General features: G+C 70.7%; 16 protein-coding genes and 1 pseudogene. 7 read left to right on the forward strand and 10 right to left on the reverse strand.

Annotation, left to right across the window (positions count from 1 at the left end):
- The first annotated feature begins 36 nt into the window (after nucleotides 1–36).
- Nucleotides 37–1023, forward strand: coding sequence for a metal ABC transporter solute-binding protein, Zn/Mn family (locus ACPP3B_RS07625; RefSeq protein WP_424858624.1), 987 nt, complete (start codon nucleotides 37–39; stop codon nucleotides 1021–1023).
- Nucleotides 1024–1066: 43 nt separating this feature from the next.
- On the opposite strand, the gene selD is transcribed toward ACPP3B_RS07625, so the two are convergent.
- Nucleotides 1067–2134: a selenide, water dikinase SelD gene (gene selD, locus ACPP3B_RS07630; RefSeq protein WP_424860165.1), complete on the reverse strand. Its 1068-nt coding sequence runs from the start codon at nucleotides 2132–2134 to the stop codon at nucleotides 1067–1069.
- A gap of 45 nt (nucleotides 2135–2179) precedes the next feature.
- On the opposite strand from selD, the gene mnmH reads away from it, so the two are divergent.
- The 5 genes from mnmH to ACPP3B_RS07655 all read left to right on the forward strand — a co-directional run bounded on the left by mnmH (nucleotide 2180) and on the right by ACPP3B_RS07655 (nucleotide 7348).
- Nucleotides 2180–3247 carry a tRNA 2-selenouridine(34) synthase MnmH gene (mnmH, locus tag ACPP3B_RS07635; RefSeq protein WP_299021567.1) on the forward strand — a complete coding sequence of 356 codons (1068 nt, stop codon included), beginning with the start codon at nucleotides 2180–2182 and terminating at the stop codon, nucleotides 3245–3247.
- Between the two features lie 119 nt (nucleotides 3248–3366).
- Nucleotides 3367–4398, forward strand: a complete 1032-nt coding sequence (locus tag ACPP3B_RS07640; RefSeq protein WP_424858625.1) for a sulfate ABC transporter substrate-binding protein — start codon at nucleotides 3367–3369, stop codon at nucleotides 4396–4398.
- Nucleotides 4399–4402: 4 nt separating this feature from the next.
- Nucleotides 4403–5269, forward strand: coding sequence for a sulfate ABC transporter permease subunit CysT (gene cysT / locus ACPP3B_RS07645; RefSeq protein ID WP_058616760.1), 867 nt, complete (start codon nucleotides 4403–4405; stop codon nucleotides 5267–5269).
- Nucleotide 5270: 1 nt separating this feature from the next.
- Complete coding sequence (cysW, locus tag ACPP3B_RS07650) at nucleotides 5271–6251, forward strand: sulfate ABC transporter permease subunit CysW (protein ID WP_424858626.1); 981 nt, start codon at nucleotides 5271–5273, stop codon at nucleotides 6249–6251.
- Nucleotides 6248–7348: a sulfate/molybdate ABC transporter ATP-binding protein gene (locus tag ACPP3B_RS07655; protein WP_299021563.1), complete on the forward strand. Its 1101-nt coding sequence runs from the start codon at nucleotides 6248–6250 to the stop codon at nucleotides 7346–7348. The genes cysW and ACPP3B_RS07655 overlap by 4 nt, the downstream gene beginning before the upstream one ends.
- A 125-nt stretch (nucleotides 7349–7473) precedes the next feature.
- On the opposite strand, the pseudogene ACPP3B_RS07660 reads toward ACPP3B_RS07655, so the two are convergent.
- Nucleotides 7474–7647, reverse strand: a pseudogene (locus ACPP3B_RS07660) (PAS domain-containing protein); the annotation flags it as partial.
- A 115-nt stretch (nucleotides 7648–7762) separates the two neighbouring features.
- Here ACPP3B_RS07660 and ACPP3B_RS07665 point away from each other — a divergent pair.
- Nucleotides 7763–9298, forward strand: coding sequence for an AMP-binding protein (locus tag ACPP3B_RS07665; protein WP_424858627.1), 1536 nt, complete (start codon nucleotides 7763–7765; stop codon nucleotides 9296–9298).
- Here ACPP3B_RS07665 and cobA read toward each other — a convergent pair.
- The 8 genes from cobA to ACPP3B_RS07705 all read right to left on the reverse strand — a co-directional run bounded on the left by cobA (nucleotide 9244) and on the right by ACPP3B_RS07705 (nucleotide 16350).
- Nucleotides 9244–10047 carry a uroporphyrinogen-III C-methyltransferase gene (cobA, locus tag ACPP3B_RS07670; RefSeq protein WP_299021561.1) on the reverse strand — a complete coding sequence of 268 codons (804 nt, stop codon included), beginning with the start codon at nucleotides 10045–10047 and terminating at the stop codon, nucleotides 9244–9246. The two genes, ACPP3B_RS07665 and cobA, sit on opposite strands and share 55 nt — an antisense overlap.
- A 1-nt stretch (nucleotide 10048) precedes the next feature.
- A complete protein-coding gene (locus tag ACPP3B_RS07675; protein WP_299021560.1) occupies nucleotides 10049–11341 on the reverse strand; it encodes a sulfate adenylyltransferase subunit 1 in 1293 nt (430 codons plus the stop codon).
- 1 nt (nucleotide 11342) lies between these two features.
- The gene (cysD, locus tag ACPP3B_RS07680) at nucleotides 11343–12302 is read right to left on the reverse strand and encodes a sulfate adenylyltransferase subunit CysD (RefSeq protein ID WP_424858628.1); all 960 of its coding nucleotides are present in this window, start codon (nucleotides 12300–12302) and stop codon (nucleotides 11343–11345) included.
- The gene (locus tag ACPP3B_RS07685) at nucleotides 12299–13105 is read right to left on the reverse strand and encodes a phosphoadenylyl-sulfate reductase (RefSeq protein ID WP_424858629.1); all 807 of its coding nucleotides are present in this window, start codon (nucleotides 13103–13105) and stop codon (nucleotides 12299–12301) included. Before ACPP3B_RS07685 ends, cysD begins: the two co-directional genes overlap by 4 nt.
- Nucleotides 13098–13589: a DUF934 domain-containing protein gene (locus ACPP3B_RS07690; protein ID WP_299019922.1), complete on the reverse strand. Its 492-nt coding sequence runs from the start codon at nucleotides 13587–13589 to the stop codon at nucleotides 13098–13100. Before ACPP3B_RS07690 ends, ACPP3B_RS07685 begins: the two co-directional genes overlap by 8 nt.
- 2 nt (nucleotides 13590–13591) lie before the next feature.
- The gene (locus ACPP3B_RS07695; protein WP_299019920.1) at nucleotides 13592–15328 is read right to left on the reverse strand and encodes a nitrite/sulfite reductase; all 1737 of its coding nucleotides are present in this window, start codon (nucleotides 15326–15328) and stop codon (nucleotides 13592–13594) included.
- Between the two features lie 249 nt (nucleotides 15329–15577).
- Nucleotides 15578–15868: a nucleotidyltransferase family protein gene (locus tag ACPP3B_RS07700; RefSeq protein ID WP_299019918.1), complete on the reverse strand. Its 291-nt coding sequence runs from the start codon at nucleotides 15866–15868 to the stop codon at nucleotides 15578–15580.
- On the reverse strand, nucleotides 15865–16350 hold the full coding sequence (locus tag ACPP3B_RS07705; protein WP_424858630.1) for a sirohydrochlorin chelatase: 486 nt from the start codon (nucleotides 16348–16350) through the stop codon (nucleotides 15865–15867). The genes ACPP3B_RS07700 and ACPP3B_RS07705 overlap by 4 nt, the downstream gene beginning before the upstream one ends.
- Nucleotides 16351–16400 lie beyond the last annotated feature (50 nt).

Below are 16400 nucleotides of genomic sequence, written 5' to 3' on the forward strand. Positions count from 1 at the left end.
CGCCGGCGTGTCGAGAAGGAAACAACGGAGGCATTCATGCAGCAACGCGTATGGCAACGCTCCGCGTCATGGCGCGGGTGGCGCAAGAAGGTGGTGGCGGCGTGTGCGCTCGCTTTCGGGGCGGCACCCGTCGTGCAGGCGCAAGCCCCGGCACCGGTGCCCGTCGTGGCCAGCTTCAGCATCTTGGGCGACCTCGTGCAGCAGGTGGGTGGCGAGCGGGTGCAGGTGCGCACCCTCGTCGGCCCGGAGGCGGACGCGCACGTCTTCCAGCCCAAGCCCGCTGACGCGCGCTCGGTGGCCGCGGCGCGGTTGCTGGTGGTCAACGGCCTGGGTTATGAGGGTTGGCTGGAGCGCCTGCTGCGCAACGCCAACTACCGCGGTGAGCTGGTGCGCGTGGCCGATGGCATCGAGCCGTTACCGGCGCGGGACAGCCATGACCACGGCGCAAAAGCAGGGCACCGACATGAGCACGGTCATGACCACGGCGAGCACGACCCGCACGCCTGGCAAGACGTGCGCCACGTCATCCACTACACGCAACGGATTGCCGAGGCGCTGTGCCGCGAGGATGCACCGGGCTGCGACCACTACCGCCAGCGGGCCCAGACCTACACCCAGACGCTGCGGGCGCTCGATGCCGAGATCCGCGCCGCGTGGGCACCGATTCCCCCGCAACAGCGCAAGGTGGTGACATCGCACGACGCGTTCCGCTATTACGGCCACGCCTACGGGGTGCAGTTCTTACCCGCGCAGGGCGTCAGCACCAGCAGTGAACCATCGGCGGCTGGGGTGGCGCGCCTCATCCGGCAGATCCGTGCCGAGGGCGTGCGCGCGGTTTTCGTGGAACGGCTAACCGACCCGCGACTCGTGCAACGCGTGGCGCAGGAAGCGGGGGTCACCCCCTCACCGGTTCCCCTGTACTCGGATGCCCTGTCCCCACCCGGTGGGCCCGCGCCGGACTACGTGAGTCTGATGCGCCACAACACGCGCGCCATGGTCGAGGCGATTCAGGGGCGTCCTTGATCGGGGGCAAGCCGACAGGCCGATGACGGTCGGCGGCCTAGCCTCACGGCTGCACGCGCACCTGTGGCGGCTCGCCAGGGGCCACGGCCTCCAGGCGGCCGATCACCCAGCCGGGTTGGCCCTGGGCGGCGGTGAACGCTTCCTGCACCGCTGCCAGTGTGTCGGGAGCACAGGCGACCAACAGGCCACCGCTGGTCTGTGGGTCGGTGATCAGCGACTGCCACAGGGCGCGCGCATCGGGCGCCAGCGCCGACAGGTCCACCGCGTCGCCGTAGCTGGCCCAGTTGCGGCCAGAGGCGCCAGTGGCGATGCCCTGCGCCAGCAGCGCGTGGCTGACCTCGAGCACCGGCAGCGCGGTGCTGTCCACGCAGGCGCGCAAGCCGGCCGGGCGGCACATTTCCAGCAGGTGGCCCGCTAGGCCAAAGCCGGTGACATCGGTCATCGCATGTACGCCGGGCAGCTCGCCCAGCGCAGCGCCGGCGCGGTTGAGCAGCGTCGTCCAGCGCCGCATCTGCTGGTAGCCGTCTGTGTCCAGCCGTCCCTTTTTGAGCGCTGCGGACAAAATACCCACGCCCAGCGGCTTGCCCAGCACGAGCACGTCGCCAGGGCGGGCGCCCGCATTCGTCTTGACGCGCTGCGGGTGCACGGTGCCAATGACCGCCAGCCCGTAGATCGGCTCGACCGTGTCGATCGAGTGGCCGCCGGCCAGTGCCACCCCGGCGTCGCGGCAGGCAGCGGCCCCGCCTTCGAGCACGCGGCCGATGACCGACTCGGGCAGCTGGTTGATCGGCATGCCCACCAGTGCCAGTGCCAGCAGCGGCTGGCCGCCCATGGCGTACACGTCCGACAGCGCGTTGGTGGCGGCGATGGCACCGAAGTCGTAGGGGTCATCCACCACGGGCGTGAAGAAGTCGGTGGTGGCCACCAGCGCCAAGTCGTCGCGCAGGCGGTAGACTGCGGCGTCGTCGCTGGTCGCCGTGCCCACCAGCAGTTCGGGCGGCGCGAGGTGCGGGGGGACTTGCGCCAATAGCCGCCGCAGCACCGCGGGGGCGATTTTGCAGCCGCAGCCGCCGCCGTGGGCCCAAGCGGTCAGTCGGTTCGGGTCGCGCATTTCGGTGTCCATTCTCGTTCCCTTCACAGCTCACGCAGCCTTGCCATGGCCGCTAAACCGGATATTGTCACGCTGGATCAGATCGACGCGTTCGACACGCTGATCGACGCTCGCAGCCCGGCGGAGTTTGCGCTCGACCACCTGCCCGGCGCGATCAACCTGCCGGTGCTCGACGACGAGGAGCGCCGCATCGTCGGCACGCTGTACAAACAGACCGGCGCTTTCGAGGCGCGGCGCATCGGCGGCGCCTGGGTGGCGCGCAACATCGCCCGCCACATCGAGGCCGTCATGCAGGACCGGCCGGCCGGCTGGCGCCCGCTGGTGTACTGCTGGCGTGGCGGGCAGCGCAGCGGCGCGTTTGCCCTATGGCTGCGCCAGATCGGCTGGGCCGCGGCGCAGTTGCAGGGGGGGTACAAGGGCTACCGGCGCTGGGTCGTGGAGCAGCTCGACGCCCTGCCGCCGACGCTGGACTGGCGGGTGATCGCCGGTCCGACCGGCAGTGGCAAGACGCGGCTGCTGCAGGCCCTGGCCGCCCGCGGGGCGCAGGTGCTGGATCTGGAGGCGCTGGCGCGCCACCGCGGCTCCATCCTGGGCGCGTGGCCCGACGGGCAGCTGCAGCCCAGCCAGAAGGCCTTCGACACCGCGCTGGTCGATGCGTTGCGGCGCTTCGACCCCGCGCGGCCGGTGTGGGTGGAGGCCGAGAGCCGCAAGATCGGCGCCGTGCAGTTGCCCGAGGCGATGACGGCGGCGCTGCAGCGCGCCCCGCGCGTGCAGGTGGAGGTGCCGTTTGCGGCGCGGCTGGCGCTGGTGCTGGAGGACTACGCCTGGCTGGGGCGCGACCCCCAGGCGCTCGCCCAGCGGCTGCAGGCCTTGCGCGGCCTGCAGTCCAACGAGACGCTGGCGCGGTGGCAGACCTGGGCGCTGGCGGGGCGGCTGACCGAGCTGTTCGCGGAGCTGATGACGCACCACTACGATCCGCTCTACCGCCGCTCGCAGGAACGGACCGGTGTGCCGCCGTGGCGGACTCTCCCGCTGCCGGCGCTGGATGCGGCCGGGCTGGAGCGCGCGGCGGTCGAGTTGCTGGAGGGCGCGGCGGCGCATGGTCTTCCCTGATGATTCGGGGCTAAGTTATATTTTCTTGTAATAAAGAAATTAGAAAATAATTGTTTGTGTTTTGAAGGGCGCCGCCCAGAATTCCCAGCATCCCACCCGATCCGCCGGAGGAATCCCCGATGCGACGCCGTTCATTCAACCGTGGCCTGTGGGCCACCCCCCTGGCTGCCCTGGCGCTGGGCGCCGGCCTGATCGCCAGCGCACCGGCCCACGCCCAGCCGGCCACCCTGCTCAACGCGTCCTACGACGTGGCGCGCGAGTTCTACAAGGACATCAACGCCGCCTTCGTCGCGCATCTCAAGAAGACCAGCGGCCGTGACGTCACGGTGCAGCAGTCGCACGGCGGCTCGAGCGCCCAGGCGCGTGCGGTGGCCGACGGGCTGGATGCCGACGTCGTGACCATGAACACGACCACGGACATCGACTTCCTGGCCGAGCGTGGCGTCGTCGCCAAGGACTGGGCACAGCGCTTCCCGCACGGGGCGGCGCCCACCACCTCCACCATGTTGTTCCTGGTGCGCCAGGGCAACCCCAAGAACATCCGCGACTGGGACGACCTGGTCAAGCCGGGCGTGCAGGTGGTGGTGGTCAACCCCAAGACGGGCGGAAATGGCCGCATGGCCTACCTGGCCGCCTGGGGGCAGGTGCTGGCGCGCGGCGGCACGCCCGAGCAGGCGGCCGACTTTGTGCGGCGGCTCTACCGCAACGTGCCGGTGCTGGCGCGCGGCGGCCGGGATGCCACGGGCGTGTTTCTGCAGCGCGGCATTGGCGATGTGCTGATCACCTTCGAGTCCGAGGTGGTGTCGGTGGACCGCGAGTTTGGCGCCGGCAAGGTCGACGTGGTGCACCCGTCGGTCAGCATCGTGGCCGAGAACCCGGTGGCGATCGTCGAGCGCACCGTGCAGAAGAAGGGCACGCGCGATCTGGCCAAGGCCTACCTGGACTTCCTGTACACCGAGGAGGCGCAGGAAATCGCGGCGCGCCACGCCATCCGCCCCCGCAATGAGGCGGTGCTGCGCAAGTACGCCGCCACCTTCAAGCCGCTCAAGCTGTTCACGGTGCAGCAGTACTTCGGCAGCCTGGCCGAGGCGCAGCGGGTGCACTTCAACGACGGCGGCCAGTTCGACCAGCTCTACACCGCGGGGCGCTGAGGCCATGACCGCGATCACGCTTGTCGCGACGGGGCCGGCCGTCCCGCGCAGCACCGGGCGGCGGGTGCTGCCGGGCTTCGGGCTGACGCTGGGCTACACCGTCATCTACCTGAGCCTCGTGGTGCTGATTCCGCTGACGGCGCTGGTGGCCAAGACGCTGACGCTCGGCTGGACGGAGTTCTGGGACGCGGTGACGGCGCCGCGCGTGCTGGCCGCGTTTCGCCTGACCTTTGGTGCGTCGCTGCTGGCGGCGATGGCCAACGCGGTGGCCGGTCTGCTGGTGGCCTGGGTGCTGGTGCGCTACCGGTTTCCGGGCAAGCGGCTGGTCGACGCGCTGGTGGACCTGCCGTTTGCGTTGCCCACCGCGGTGGCCGGCATCTCGCTGGCGGCGCTGCTGGCCGGCAACGGCTGGATCGGGCAGTGGCTGGAGCCGTGGGGCATCCAGCTCGCCTTCCAGCCCGCTGGCGTGGTGATCGCGCTCATCTTCATCGGGCTGCCGTTCGTGGTGCGCACGGTGCAGCCGGTGCTGGAGGACGCCGAGCGCGAGCTGGAGGAGGCCGCGCAGTGCCTGGGCGCGACGCGCTGGCAGACCTTCCGCCACGTGATCTTCCCGACCATCCTGCCGGCGCTGCTGACGGGGTTTGCGCTCGCCTTCGCCCGCGCGGTGGGCGAGTACGGCTCGGTGATCTTCATCGCCGGCAACGTGCCGATGGTGTCGGAGATCGTGCCGCTGATCATCATCGGCAAGCTGGAGCAGTACGACTTCGCCGGGGCCACGGCGGTGGCGACTGTGATGCTGTTGGCGTCGTTTGCGCTGCTGCTTGTCATCAATGCGCTGCAGGCCTGGCAGCGCCGTCGTGCGGGGAGCTGACATGGGAATCCCGACCTCCACTCGCGTCGGGGCGCGCGGCCCCCAGACCACCGAGGCGCCCTGGGTGCGCTGGACGCTGACGGTGCTGGCGCTGGGCTTCATGGCCCTGTTCCTGGTGCTGCCGCTGCTGGCCGTGTTTGCCGAGGCGCTGCGCAAGGGCTGGGATGCCTACTGGAGCGCCTTGCAGGAGCCCGACGCCTGGGCTGCCGTGCGGCTGACGCTGCTGACGGCTGCGATTGCGGTCCCGCTCAACCTGGTGTTCGGCGTCGCCGCGGCGTGGGCGATCGCCAAGTTCGAGTTCCGCGGCAAGGCCCTGTTGACCACGCTGATCGACCTGCCGTTCTCGGTCTCGCCGGTGGTGGCGGGGCTGATCTATGTGCTGGTGTTCGGCGCCCAGGGCTGGCTGGGGCCGTGGCTGGCCTCGCATGGTATCCAGATCATCTTCGCCGTGCCCGGCATCGTGCTGGCCACCGTGTTCGTGACCTTCCCCTTCGTCGCGCGCGAGCTGATCCCCCTGATGCAGGCGCAGGGCAACGAGGAGGAGCAGGCGGCCCTGGTGCTGGGCGCCAGCGGCTGGCAGACCTTCTGGCACGTCACGCTGCCCAACATCCGCTGGGGCCTGCTGTACGGTGTCATCCTGTGCAACGCGCGCGCCATGGGCGAGTTCGGCGCGGTGTCGGTCGTCTCCGGCCACATCCGCGGGCTGACCAACACGGTGCCCCTGCACGTCGAGATCCTCTACAACGAGTACCAGTCGGTGGCGGCCTTCGCCGTGGCGTCGCTGCTGGCCCTGCTGGCGCTCGTCACGCTGGTCATCAAGACCGTGGCCGAGTGGCGCATGCAGCGCGAGCTGCGCGCGCTGGCCGAACTGCCGCCCGAGCGACCCAGCGCGGGGCCGCAGACCCGCCCCGGCGCCTGGCGTGCCGCGACGACGGCCGCCCCGGTCCCCGTGTCCTCCCCGTTCTCCGGAGTCCGCGCATGAGCATCGAAGTCCAGCGCATCAGCAAGCGTTTCGGCCATTTCGTCGCGCTCGACGACGTCAGCCTCCACATCGATTCGGGCGAGCTCGTCGCCCTGCTGGGCCCGTCGGGCTGCGGCAAGACGACGCTGCTGCGCATCATCGCCGGGCTGGAGTCGCCCGATGCCGGTGCCATCCGTTTCGAGGGCGAGGACGCCACCGACCGCCACGTGCGCGAGCGCAACGTGGGCTTCGTGTTCCAGCACTACGCGCTGTTTCGCCACATGTCGGTGTTCGACAACGTCGCCTTCGGCCTGCGCATGAAGCCGCGCAGCCAGCGCCCCTCGGAGCGCCAGATCCGCGACAAGGTGATGTCGCTGCTGCAGCTGGTGCAGCTGGACTGGCTGGCGGACCGCTACCCGGCGCAGCTCTCGGGTGGGCAGCGCCAGCGCATCGCGCTCGCGCGCGCGCTGGCGGTCGAGCCCAAGGTGCTGTTGTTGGACGAGCCCTTCGGCGCGCTGGACGCCAAGGTGCGCAAGGAACTGCGCCGCTGGCTGCGCCGGCTGCACGACGAGCTGCACGTGACGAGCATCTTCGTCACCCACGACCAGGAGGAGGCGCTGGAGGTGGCCGACCGCGTGGTGCTGATGAACCACGGCCGCATCGAGCAGGTGGGCAGTCCGCAGCAGGTCTGGGAGCAGCCGGCCAGCCCCTTCGTGGTCGGCTTCCTGGGCGACGTCAACCTGTTCCACGCCCGTGCCCACGAGGGCCGGGTACACCTGGGCGAGGGCGTGGCACTGGAGGTGCCCGAGCACGCCGACGCGCGCGACGCGCAGGCGCTGGCCTACGTTCGTCCGCACGAGCTCGATGTCGCGCCGCTGGCCGGCGGCACGGGTTTGCCGGCGCGGGTGGAGCGCGCCCTGGTGGTGGGGCCGCTGGCGCGGCTGGAGCTGCGCCCGCTGGCCCCCGCCGGCGGCGCCGCGCCCACGGTGCTGGAGGCGCATCTGCCGGCCGAACGCTGGGCCGCGTTGGGTCTGCGCGAGGGCGACACCGTGCGCGTGGCGCCCCGCACCGCGCGCGTGTTCCTGCGCACCGATGAGGCCTCGCCCGCGCCCGTCTGATTCTCCTTGCTGGTGCGGCCGGCCGCCGGCTGCGCGATCACCGCGCCGCGTGAGCCGCTCGTTGGCGCAGTGGCGTCCCTGTCGCAGGGTCGGGCAGCCCCGCTGCCGATGCGCCGGAATTGCGGGCGCGACGGGTAGAGCATGGCGATGGAGTGGCCGATCAGGGCCTGCGGGTCGTAGCCGAACAGCTCGGCGAACGCGCGGTTGCAAGCCACGACGACGTGCCGCCGTGTCACGCACAGCGCGACCGGCGACCAGTCGAAGCCCTCCGCCGACGGGACATCGGCACAGGAGGGCATGACGGGCACACGGTATTCATACCGTATTGTCAGCCACCGGGGCCGGCACTAAGGTCACGTCCGACGTCGACTGCGCCGCACGTCGGTGGCGCGGCCCTGTTCCAGGAGACCTCCAATGCACCTTGCGCAACTGCTGGTCCGCCAGGCTCGCGTGGCCGGTGACCGCCCCGCCATCTTCCACGGCCCCCACCCCTGGGCCTGCCACGCCGAGTGGGCCGCCCGCGCCGCGGGACTGGCCCACCGCCTGCGCCAGGGCGGCCTGCAGCCGGGCGAGCGCGTGCTGGTCTTCATGCGCAACCATCCGCGCTACCTCGAAGTCCTTTGGGGCGCCTGGTGGGCGGGGCTGGCCGTGGTGCCGGTCAACGCCAAGCTGCACCCGAGCGAGGTCGAGTGGATCGCCGACGACGCCCGCACCCGCTGGGGCTTCGTCACGGCGGACGTGGCACCGACCGCGCTGCGCGGTCTGGAGCGGCAGGTGGACATCGAGTCGCCCGAGGCGGACGACCTGCTCGCGCCCCTGGATGACTGGACGGCGCACCCGCCGGTGGAGCGCGCGCCCGACGATTTGGCCTGGCTGTTCTACACCAGCGGGACGACGGGGCGGCCCAAGGGGGTGATGCTGACGCAGCGCAACCTGATGACGATGGGATTGACGTACTTCGTCGACGTCGATGCGGTGGATGCCGGCGACGCCATCGTCTACGCCGCGCCGATGTCGCACGGGTGCGGGTTATATGCGATCCCGCATGTGATGGCCGGCGCGCGCCACGTGGTGCCCGCCTCGGGCGGTGTCGACCCCGCCGAGCTGTTCGCGCTGGGCCGGGCGCTGGGGCCGCTGTCGACGTTCGCGGCTCCCACCATCGTCAAGCGCCTGGTGGACCACGCGCAGGCCGCAGGGCTGACGCCCGAGGACTGCGCGGTCGCCTTCAAGACCATCGTCTACGGCGGCGCGCCGATGTACGTGGCCGATATCGAGCACGCGCTGCGCATCATGGGGCCGCGTTTCGTGCAGATCTACGGGCAGGGCGAGACGCCCATGGTGGCCACGGCCTTGTCGCGGCGGCACCTGACCGACACGGCGCACCCGCGCTACCGCGAGCGGTTGGCGTCGGTGGGGGTGGCGCAGACGCCGGTGCAGGTGCGCGTGGCCGACGCGCAGGGCCGCGACCTGCCCTGGGGCGAGCCGGGCGAGGTGCTGGTGCGCGGCGACACGGTGATGGCCGGCTACTGGCGCAACCCCGCGGCGACCGCCGCGGCGCTGCGCGACGGCTGGCTGTGGACCGGCGACATCGGGGCACTGGATGCCGACGGCTTCCTGACGCTGAAGGACCGCAGCAAGGACCTGCTCATCAGCGGTGGCTCCAACATCTACCCGCGCGAAGTCGAAGAGGTGCTGCTGACCGCCCCCGGCGTGGCCGAGGTCGCGGTGGTCGGCGCCCCGGACCCGGAGTGGGGCGAGGTGGTGGTTGCGTTCGTCGTCCCCCGGCCCGGCGCCGCGGTGAGCGCCGAGACCCTGGACGTGCACTGCCTGGCGCACATCGCGCGCTTCAAGCGGCCCAAGCGCTACGTGTTCGTCGAGGCCCTGCCCAAGAACCACTACGGCAAGGTGCTCAAGACCGAGCTGCGCGCCCGGCTGCGGCCGCCGACCTGACCGGGGCCGCCATCCCCATCGACGGCGGCTGGACGGCCCATTGAGGCGGAGGTGGCGGCAGGATCGTCCGCCCCCACCCCGACCAGCACGACGGTTGGCCGCCCGCTGTGCAGCACGCTGGCCCGCGGCAAGGTCTCCAGGGTGTGCTGGCTGTGGATCGCGTCCGGCCAGCCGGCGCGCGAAACCACCGCCACCGGCGTCGTCGCCGGCCAGCCCGCGGCCGCCAGCTGCCGCGCCAGGCCCGCCAGCTGTCTGCCCGCCATGTAGAACACCTCGGTGTCGGCGTGGCGGCCGGCGGCCAGGTCGTGCTCGCGCGTCATGGCCGTGGTCAGCGCCACGCTGCGCCCGCGCCCGCGCCGGGTCAGCGGGCGTTGCGCGTCGGCAGCGGCGGCCAGTGCTGCGGTCACGCCGGGCACCACCACGGCCGTGTGGCCGGCCGCACGCACGGCGGCCAGCTCCTCCTCCAGCCGCCCGAAGACGCTCGGATCGCCGCCCTTGAGGCGCACCACGCGTCGGCTCGTCGCGGCGTGGTGCAGCAGCAGAGCGTGGATCACCTCCTGTCCGGTGGCGCGGTCGAAGCCGCGCTTGCCGACGTCGATCCAGCGCGCCCGTGGCGCCCATTCGCGCAGGGTGGGGTCGGTCAGCGCGTCGGCCAGCACCACCTCGGCCTCGGCCAGCAGGCGCGCGCCGCGCACGGTGATCAGATCGGCCGCGCCCGGTCCGGCGCCGATGAAGGCGACGGTTGCCATGTCAATCCACCAACAGCGCGCCGCTGGTGCGGTGCGTGGCCGGATCGACCACGATCAACGCGCCGGTCTGCACACTGTCGCCGAACGGCGACAGTGGCAAGGGTTCGGCCACCTCGACCACCACGCGGCCCAGGTCGTTGACGCCCAGCTGCGCGGCATCCACCGGCTCCAGCGTATCGATGTCGAGTCGGTGCTCGATGGCCGCGATGCGGCCTTGCACCCAACGGTGGCCGTGGCGCAGCCAGTAGCGGCGCCCGATGGCGGTGGGATCGGTGTCCAGCCACGCTGCGGTGGCGTGGAAGCGCCGCTGCCCCTGCAGGGCCGACGGTGCGCCCAGCCAATCCCCGCGCGAGATGTCGAGCGCGCGATCCAGCACCAGGCCAATCGACTGACCGGCCTCGCCCACGGCGATGGCGGCACCGGCGTGGTGCCGGATGTCCGTGACCCGGGCCGTCTCGCCGGACGGAAAGACCGTCACCGCATCGCCGACGCGCACCGTGCCGGTGGCCAGCCGCCCCCAGTACACGCGGGGTTGGTGTCCGGTGCCGTCCCCGCTGCGCGCTACCCATTGCACGGGCAGGCGCCACGGTGCCTCGGCGGCGGGTATCGGCACGGGCAGCGATTCCAGCAACGCCAGCAGCGTCGGTCCGTCATAGCCACCCACCGGCGCGGGTGAGATGACGTTGTCGCCCCGCAGCGCCGACACCGGCACGATACCGACGGGGGAGAGCCCAGCGCGTTGCGCAAAGGTCTCCAGTGCCGCACGCACGGCGGCGTACGCGGCGCCGGCGTCCGACACGGCGTCGATCTTGTTGACCGCGAACACCAAATGCGGCACACCCAGCCGGTGCGCCAGCAGCGCATGGCGCCGGGTCTGGGGCAGCAGGCTCACCGGGTGGCGCGTGAGGTCGAGTTTGGTCACGTCCACCAGCACCACGGCTGCGTGGCTGCCGGCGGCCGCCGTCACCATGTTGCGCGTGTACTGCTCGTGTCCGGGCGCGTCGGCGATGATGAACTTGCGCCGCGGCGTGGCGAAATAGCGGTAGGCCACGTCGATGGTGATGCCCTGCTCGCGTTCGGCCTCCAGGCCGTCGGTCAGCAGCGACAGGTCCAGCGCACCGCCGCCGCGGCCGTGCCGCCGCAGGGCGTCCACCTGGTCGGCCAGCAGCGCCCGGCTGTCGTAGAGCAGGCGGCCGATCAGGGTGCTCTTGCCGTCGTCCACGCTGCCGGCGGTCAGGAAGCGCAGCGCCGCGTGGCGGGCCGTGGCGTGGCGGGTTGCGATTGCGTCGTCCATCTCAGAAGTACCCCTCGCGCTTGCGCCGCTCCATCGCGGCTTCGCTGGTGCGGTCGTCCACCCGGGTGGCGCCGCGTTCGCTGATCTCGGCGCGCAGCGTCTCGGCCACGATGGCCTCGGCGCTGGCGGCCGTGCTCTCGACCGGGCAAGTGCAGGTCATGTCGCCCACGGTGCGGAAGCGCACGCGCACGGTCTCCACCGCCTCGCCCGCACGCGGCGGCGTGACCGGCGTGACCGGCACCAGCAGGCCCTGGCGGCGCACCACCGGGCGCTCGTGCGCCCAGTACAGCGCCGGCAGCGCGATGCCCTCGCGCGCGATGTAGGCCCACACGTCGAGCTCGGTCCAGTTGCTGATCGGGAACGCGCGCATGTGTTCACCCGGCTGCAGGCGGGTATTGAACAGCGTCCACAGCTCGGGCCGCTGCGCCTTGGGCTGCCACTGACCAAAGCTGTCGCGGTGCGAGAAGATACGCTCCTTGGCGCGCGCCTTTTCCTCGTCGCGGCGCGCACCGCCGATGAGCACGTCGAAGCGGTGCGCCTCGATCGTCTCCAGCAGCGTGACACTCTGCGCCGCGTTGCGCGACGCCAGCGGATCGCTCAGGCGCACCGTGCCGCGGCGGATGGAGTCCTCCACGTGACCGACGATCAAGGCGTCGCCGTGGCGCTGCACCAGTTCATCGCGAAACGCGATCACTTCCGGAAAGTTGTGGCCGGTGTCGATGTGCAGCAGTGGCAGGGGCAGCCGTCCGCTCCACGAGCCATCGGTCTGCCGCTGCTGGAAGGCCTTGCGCGCCAGGTGCAATACCACGCACGAGTCTTTGCCACCAGAAAACAGCAGCGCAGGGCGCTCGAACGCGCCCACCGCTTCGCGCAGGATGAAGATCGACTCTTCCTCCAGCGCGTCGAGATGCCGCCAGTCGATATCGGGCAAGTGGGTTTGGGGGGGCAGGGCTGCGGTCATGGTTGGATCGGGCTCAAGGAGGTCGAGCGGGAAGGGGTGTTGGCCGTGGGGACGTGCAGGCCACACTCGCGGCGGGTGTCGTCTTCCCACCACCAACGGCCGGCGCGGAAGTCTTCGCCCACGGCGATGGGGCGCGTGCACGGCGCACAGCCAATGCTGGGCATGAATGCGTCGTGCAGCGGGTTGTAGGGCACGCCATGGGTGGCGATGTGGTGCCAGACGTCGGCCCATTGCCAGTCTGCCAACGGGTTGTATTTCACACGGCCGGCCTCGTCCGGGGCGCGCAGGGGCACGTCGGCGCGGTGGGCGGATTGCGCGCGCCGCAGGCCGGTGACCCAGGCGCTGCGCCCGGCCAGCAGCCGTTGCAAGGGCTCGACCTTGCGCAACCCGCAGCAGGTGTGGCGCAGGGCGACGCTGTCGTACATCGGCCACGGTCCGTGCTGGCGCTCGAAGTCCGCCACCTTCGCTGGCTCGGGGCCGAAGACGGCGATGCGTATGCCCCAGTGCGCCTCAGCGCGGGCGCGCAACGCCAGCGTCTCGGGGTGCAGGCGGCCGGTGTCGATCATCGCGACATCGATCGCGATGCCGTGCCGCGCGATGAGGTCGGTCAGCACCATGTCCTCGGCGCCCAGGCTGGTGGCCTGCGCGATACGCCCCGGGTGGTCGGCTGCCGCCTCGCGCAGGCGCTGTACGGTCGCTTCTACCAACGCCGGATACTCGGCGCGGGCGCGGGCGTACAGGCTGATGGCCCGCCCAGGCAGCGGTGGCTCGATGACGATTTCCGGGATACGCCGCTCAGCCATGGGCCAGCTCCGACTGGGGATGCCGCACATCGGGCTGATAAAACGCGTCGAACCAGGCGAGCGCGCGCTGGGCGGCCTCGGGCGGCAAGCCAGGGCGTAGCTGTAGCGAGCAAAAACCGCAGCGCCACAGCAGCAAGGCCTGGTCGGGCGTGACGTCGCCGGTGGCGCGCAGCGTTCCACGGTAGCCCCAGCGCGCACGCAGCAGGCGGGCCTGGGTGTAGGCGCGCCCATCGGTCCACTTCGGAAAGTGCAGCGCGATCAGATCCAACCGCGGCAGATCGGGCACCAGCACGTCCACGGGCTGGTCGTTGGGCCAGCGCACGCCCACGGGCAGCTCCGCGGGCCAGTGCTGGCGCACTGCCAGCCATTGCTCGCCGCTGAGCAGCAACCCAGGTTGCGGGGCCGGGGCTGTCTCGCTTGGGTCTGCTACGCGCCACGGGTCGTGTGCAGGGTCGACGATGTGCAATCGGGCGTCGGTGGGCATGATCAAGCCTCCACGGATTCGATGGCAGTGCTGCGGCGCACCGCGTCAGTCGCCGCGCGAAATGGCGCGAGCCCCACGCGTTGCAAGGTGTCGATGAAGCGCTCGCCGGGCTGTCGCGCCTCCAGGTAGGTGTCGAGCACCGCCTGCAGCGCGTCGCCGATCTCGTCCGCAGCGAACGCGGGCCCGACCACACGGCCGGGGCGCGCCGGCCCGTGGGCGGTCTGGCCATCCGAGCCGCCCAGCGTGAGCTGGTACCACTCGCTGCCGTCCTTGTCCACGCCCAGCACGCCGATGTGCCCGCTGTGGTGGTGCCCGCACGAGTTCATGCAGCCGCTGACATGCAGCGCCAGATCGCCCAGCGCCTCCAGTTCTTCCGGGTCCTGGTAGCGCTGCAGCACCTGCAGCGCCAGTGGCGTGGTGCGCGCGTTGGCCAGTGCGCACAGGTCACCGCCAGGGCAGGCGATCAGGTCTGCCAGAGTGCCGCGGTTGGGCGACGCCATGCCGGCCGCGCGTGCGGCCTGCCACAGCGCAGGTAGGTCGACTTCCCGCACCCAGGGCAGCAGCAGGTTTTGCTCGTGTGTCACGCGCGCTTCGCCCGCGCTGAAGCGTTCGGCCAGGTCGGCTGCGGCGTCCAGTTGCGCGTCCGTCACGTCGCCGGGGGCTTGCCCCGGGCGCTTGAGCGACAGCGTCACTGCCACCACGCCGGGCCAGCGGGTGGCCTGCACCTGACGATCGCGCCAGCGCCGCCAGGCCGTATCGGTCGGGGGAGGCGTCGCGTCCGTGTGCGCGGCAGTCGCCAACCACTCGCGGGGCGGCTCGAACATCGCTTGTACGCGCGCCAGTGCGGCGTCGGACAGGCGCAGCGCCGCCCCCAGCGTGTCGTCGCGCTGCAGGGCCTCGAACTCGGCCTGTACCGCATCGATGAACGCCTGCCCTTGTGCCTTGACCAGGATTTTGATGCGCGCTTTGTACAGGTTGTCGCGCCGGCCGTAGGCGTTGTAGACGCGCACGATGGCTTCCAGGTAGCGCACGATCTCGGACCACGGCACGAAGTCGGCGATGACCGGGCCGATCATCGGCGTTCGGCCCATGCCGCCGCCTACGCGCACGCGAAAACCCACCTGCCCCTGCGCATTGCGGTGCAGCTGCAAGCCGATGTCGTGCCACGCGATCGCGGCGCGGTCGTTGGGCGCCCCGGTGACGGCGATCTTGAACTTGCGCGGCAAAAACGCGAACTCCGGGTGCAACGTGCTCCACTGGCGCAGCAGCTCGCAGTAGGGGCGCGGATCCACTTCCTCGTCGGGGGCGATCCCGGCCAGCGCGTCGGTGGTGATGTTGCGGATGCAGTTGCCGCTGGTCTGGATGCCGTGCAAGTCGGCCTCGGCCAGCGCGTCCATCACGTCGGCGGCACGCGCCAGCGGGATCCAGTTGAACTGGATGTTTTGCCGCGTGGTGAAATGGCCCACACCGCCCTGCCCGGCAAACGGGCCCGTCGTCACGCGGTCGAACTCGCGCGCCACGCGCGCCAGTGTGCGCAGCTGGCGGCTGCTGACCTCGCCATAGGGAATGGCCACGCGCAGCATGGGCGCGTGGCGCTGGATGTACCAGCCGTTTTGCAGCCGCAGGGGGCGGAAATCGTCGTCGCTGAGCTCGCCGCGCAGGTGGCGTTCGAGCTGGTCCCGAAACTGCGCGGCACGCTGGCGGATGAAGTGGCGGTCGAAGTCGCTGTAGCGGTACATGAACGGGCATCACGGGTTCGTCGATGCCATCATTCTGCCGCGAGGTTATGAAAGAACAAACGAAAACATCGTTTGATGTCTATAACCAGAGCGCATATAGCGCAGGGTCGCCAGCGCGGTCCCGTGGGTGGATCAGCATCGTAATGGAGTGCGTTGGTCGTGAAGGCTGCCTGATCGAGCCCTTCGGTATACGTCAGCACTTTCGTGGCGAAGCAGATCATGTCATCCAAGTAAAAGTGCCAGGATCGCTCAGACATCGATCGCCTCGTCCTCGATGAAGGGTTTGAGCTCCGGGCGCAGCGCCTTGTCCGTCACCAGATCCACTGCGCACCCGAGCAGGTCTTCCAAAAAAAACTGCACGCCGAAAAACCGTTGAGCCGTCGCTGGCCCATCGAACGAGACGAGCACATCCACGTCACTGTCTGTCCGAGCGCTGTCGCGCGCCGTCGAGCCAAACAGTGTCAGTCGCGTCACCCCGAAGCGTCGCTGGAGTTCGGGTTTGGCTTGCGCCAGCAGTCGGGTTACCGTTTCGCGCCTCATACCGGATGTTCCTTGACGCCCCATACGCCTGCCGGCGGTGGGATCGCCCCATCATGGTGCGTCTGGCTGAGTGTGCCATGGCCCAAGGCAATCTCTGCCATCGCCTGCACCAGCAGCGGGTGCTCGCCCACGGCCGCAGCCAAGTGCCATTGCACCTGGGGGTGGTGGGTATGCAGTTCGGCCAGCAGGCGCGGCACGTCCTTGCGCACGTGGCCGCCGGCGCCCAGAAAGGCGGGCAGGATGGTGACGTGCCGACAACCGGCGGCGGCCATTTGCGCGCCCGCGCCCAGCAGGTCGGGCGCCATGAACTCCAGGTAGGCCAGGGTCACCGCCCACTGCGGCCGCGCCTGGCGCACCAGAGCCGCGACGCGCTCGAACGGCGCTGCCCAGGCGGGGTCGCGCGCGCCGTGCGCGAGCACGATCAGCCCCTGGGCGGGTGGTGCGCCCGGCGTGATGCGCAATGGTTCCGTGATGGGCTGCATGGCGCGCATAATGGCACAGTCTGACGTTGCTGGAGCCTGCCATGGATTTG

This window comes from Tepidimonas sp. HKU77 (assembly GCF_049728535.1).
Taxonomy (GTDB): Bacteria; Pseudomonadota; Gammaproteobacteria; order Burkholderiales; family Burkholderiaceae_C; genus Tepidimonas.

Bases quoted from the DNA above. Each gene is read 5' to 3' on its own strand.
- ACPP3B_RS07695 (WP_299019920.1), bottom strand. From the start codon at position 15,328: ATGTACCGCTACAGCGACTTCGACCGCCACTTCATCCGCCAGCGTGCC.
- ACPP3B_RS07665 (WP_424858627.1), top strand. From the start codon at position 7,763: ATGCACCTTGCGCAACTGCTGGTCCGCCAGGCTCGCGTGGCCGGTGAC.
- ACPP3B_RS07705 (WP_424858630.1), bottom strand. From the start codon at position 16,350: ATGCAGCCCATCACGGAACCATTGCGCATCACGCCGGGCGCACCACCC.
- mnmH (WP_299021567.1), top strand. From the start codon at position 2,180: ATGGCCGCTAAACCGGATATTGTCACGCTGGATCAGATCGACGCGTTC.
- ACPP3B_RS07640 (WP_424858625.1), top strand. From the start codon at position 3,367: ATGCGACGCCGTTCATTCAACCGTGGCCTGTGGGCCACCCCCCTGGCT.
- ACPP3B_RS07655 (WP_299021563.1), top strand. From the start codon at position 6,248: ATGAGCATCGAAGTCCAGCGCATCAGCAAGCGTTTCGGCCATTTCGTC.
- ACPP3B_RS07690 (WP_299019922.1), bottom strand. From the start codon at position 13,589: ATGCCCACCGACGCCCGATTGCACATCGTCGACCCTGCACACGACCCG.
- cysD (WP_424858628.1), bottom strand. From the start codon at position 12,302: ATGACCGCAGCCCTGCCCCCCCAAACCCACTTGCCCGATATCGACTGG.
- ACPP3B_RS07625 (WP_424858624.1), top strand. From the start codon at position 37: ATGCAGCAACGCGTATGGCAACGCTCCGCGTCATGGCGCGGGTGGCGC.
- cysT (WP_058616760.1), top strand. From the start codon at position 4,403: ATGACCGCGATCACGCTTGTCGCGACGGGGCCGGCCGTCCCGCGCAGC.
- cobA (WP_299021561.1), bottom strand. From the start codon at position 10,047: ATGGCAACCGTCGCCTTCATCGGCGCCGGACCGGGCGCGGCCGATCTG.
- ACPP3B_RS07685 (WP_424858629.1), bottom strand. From the start codon at position 13,105: ATGGCTGAGCGGCGTATCCCGGAAATCGTCATCGAGCCACCGCTGCCT.
- cysW (WP_424858626.1), top strand. From the start codon at position 5,271: ATGGGAATCCCGACCTCCACTCGCGTCGGGGCGCGCGGCCCCCAGACC.
- selD (WP_424860165.1), bottom strand. From the start codon at position 2,134: ATGCGCGACCCGAACCGACTGACCGCTTGGGCCCACGGCGGCGGCTGC.
- ACPP3B_RS07700 (WP_299019918.1), bottom strand. From the start codon at position 15,868: ATGAGGCGCGAAACGGTAACCCGACTGCTGGCGCAAGCCAAACCCGAA.
- ACPP3B_RS07675 (WP_299021560.1), bottom strand. From the start codon at position 11,341: ATGGACGACGCAATCGCAACCCGCCACGCCACGGCCCGCCACGCGGCG.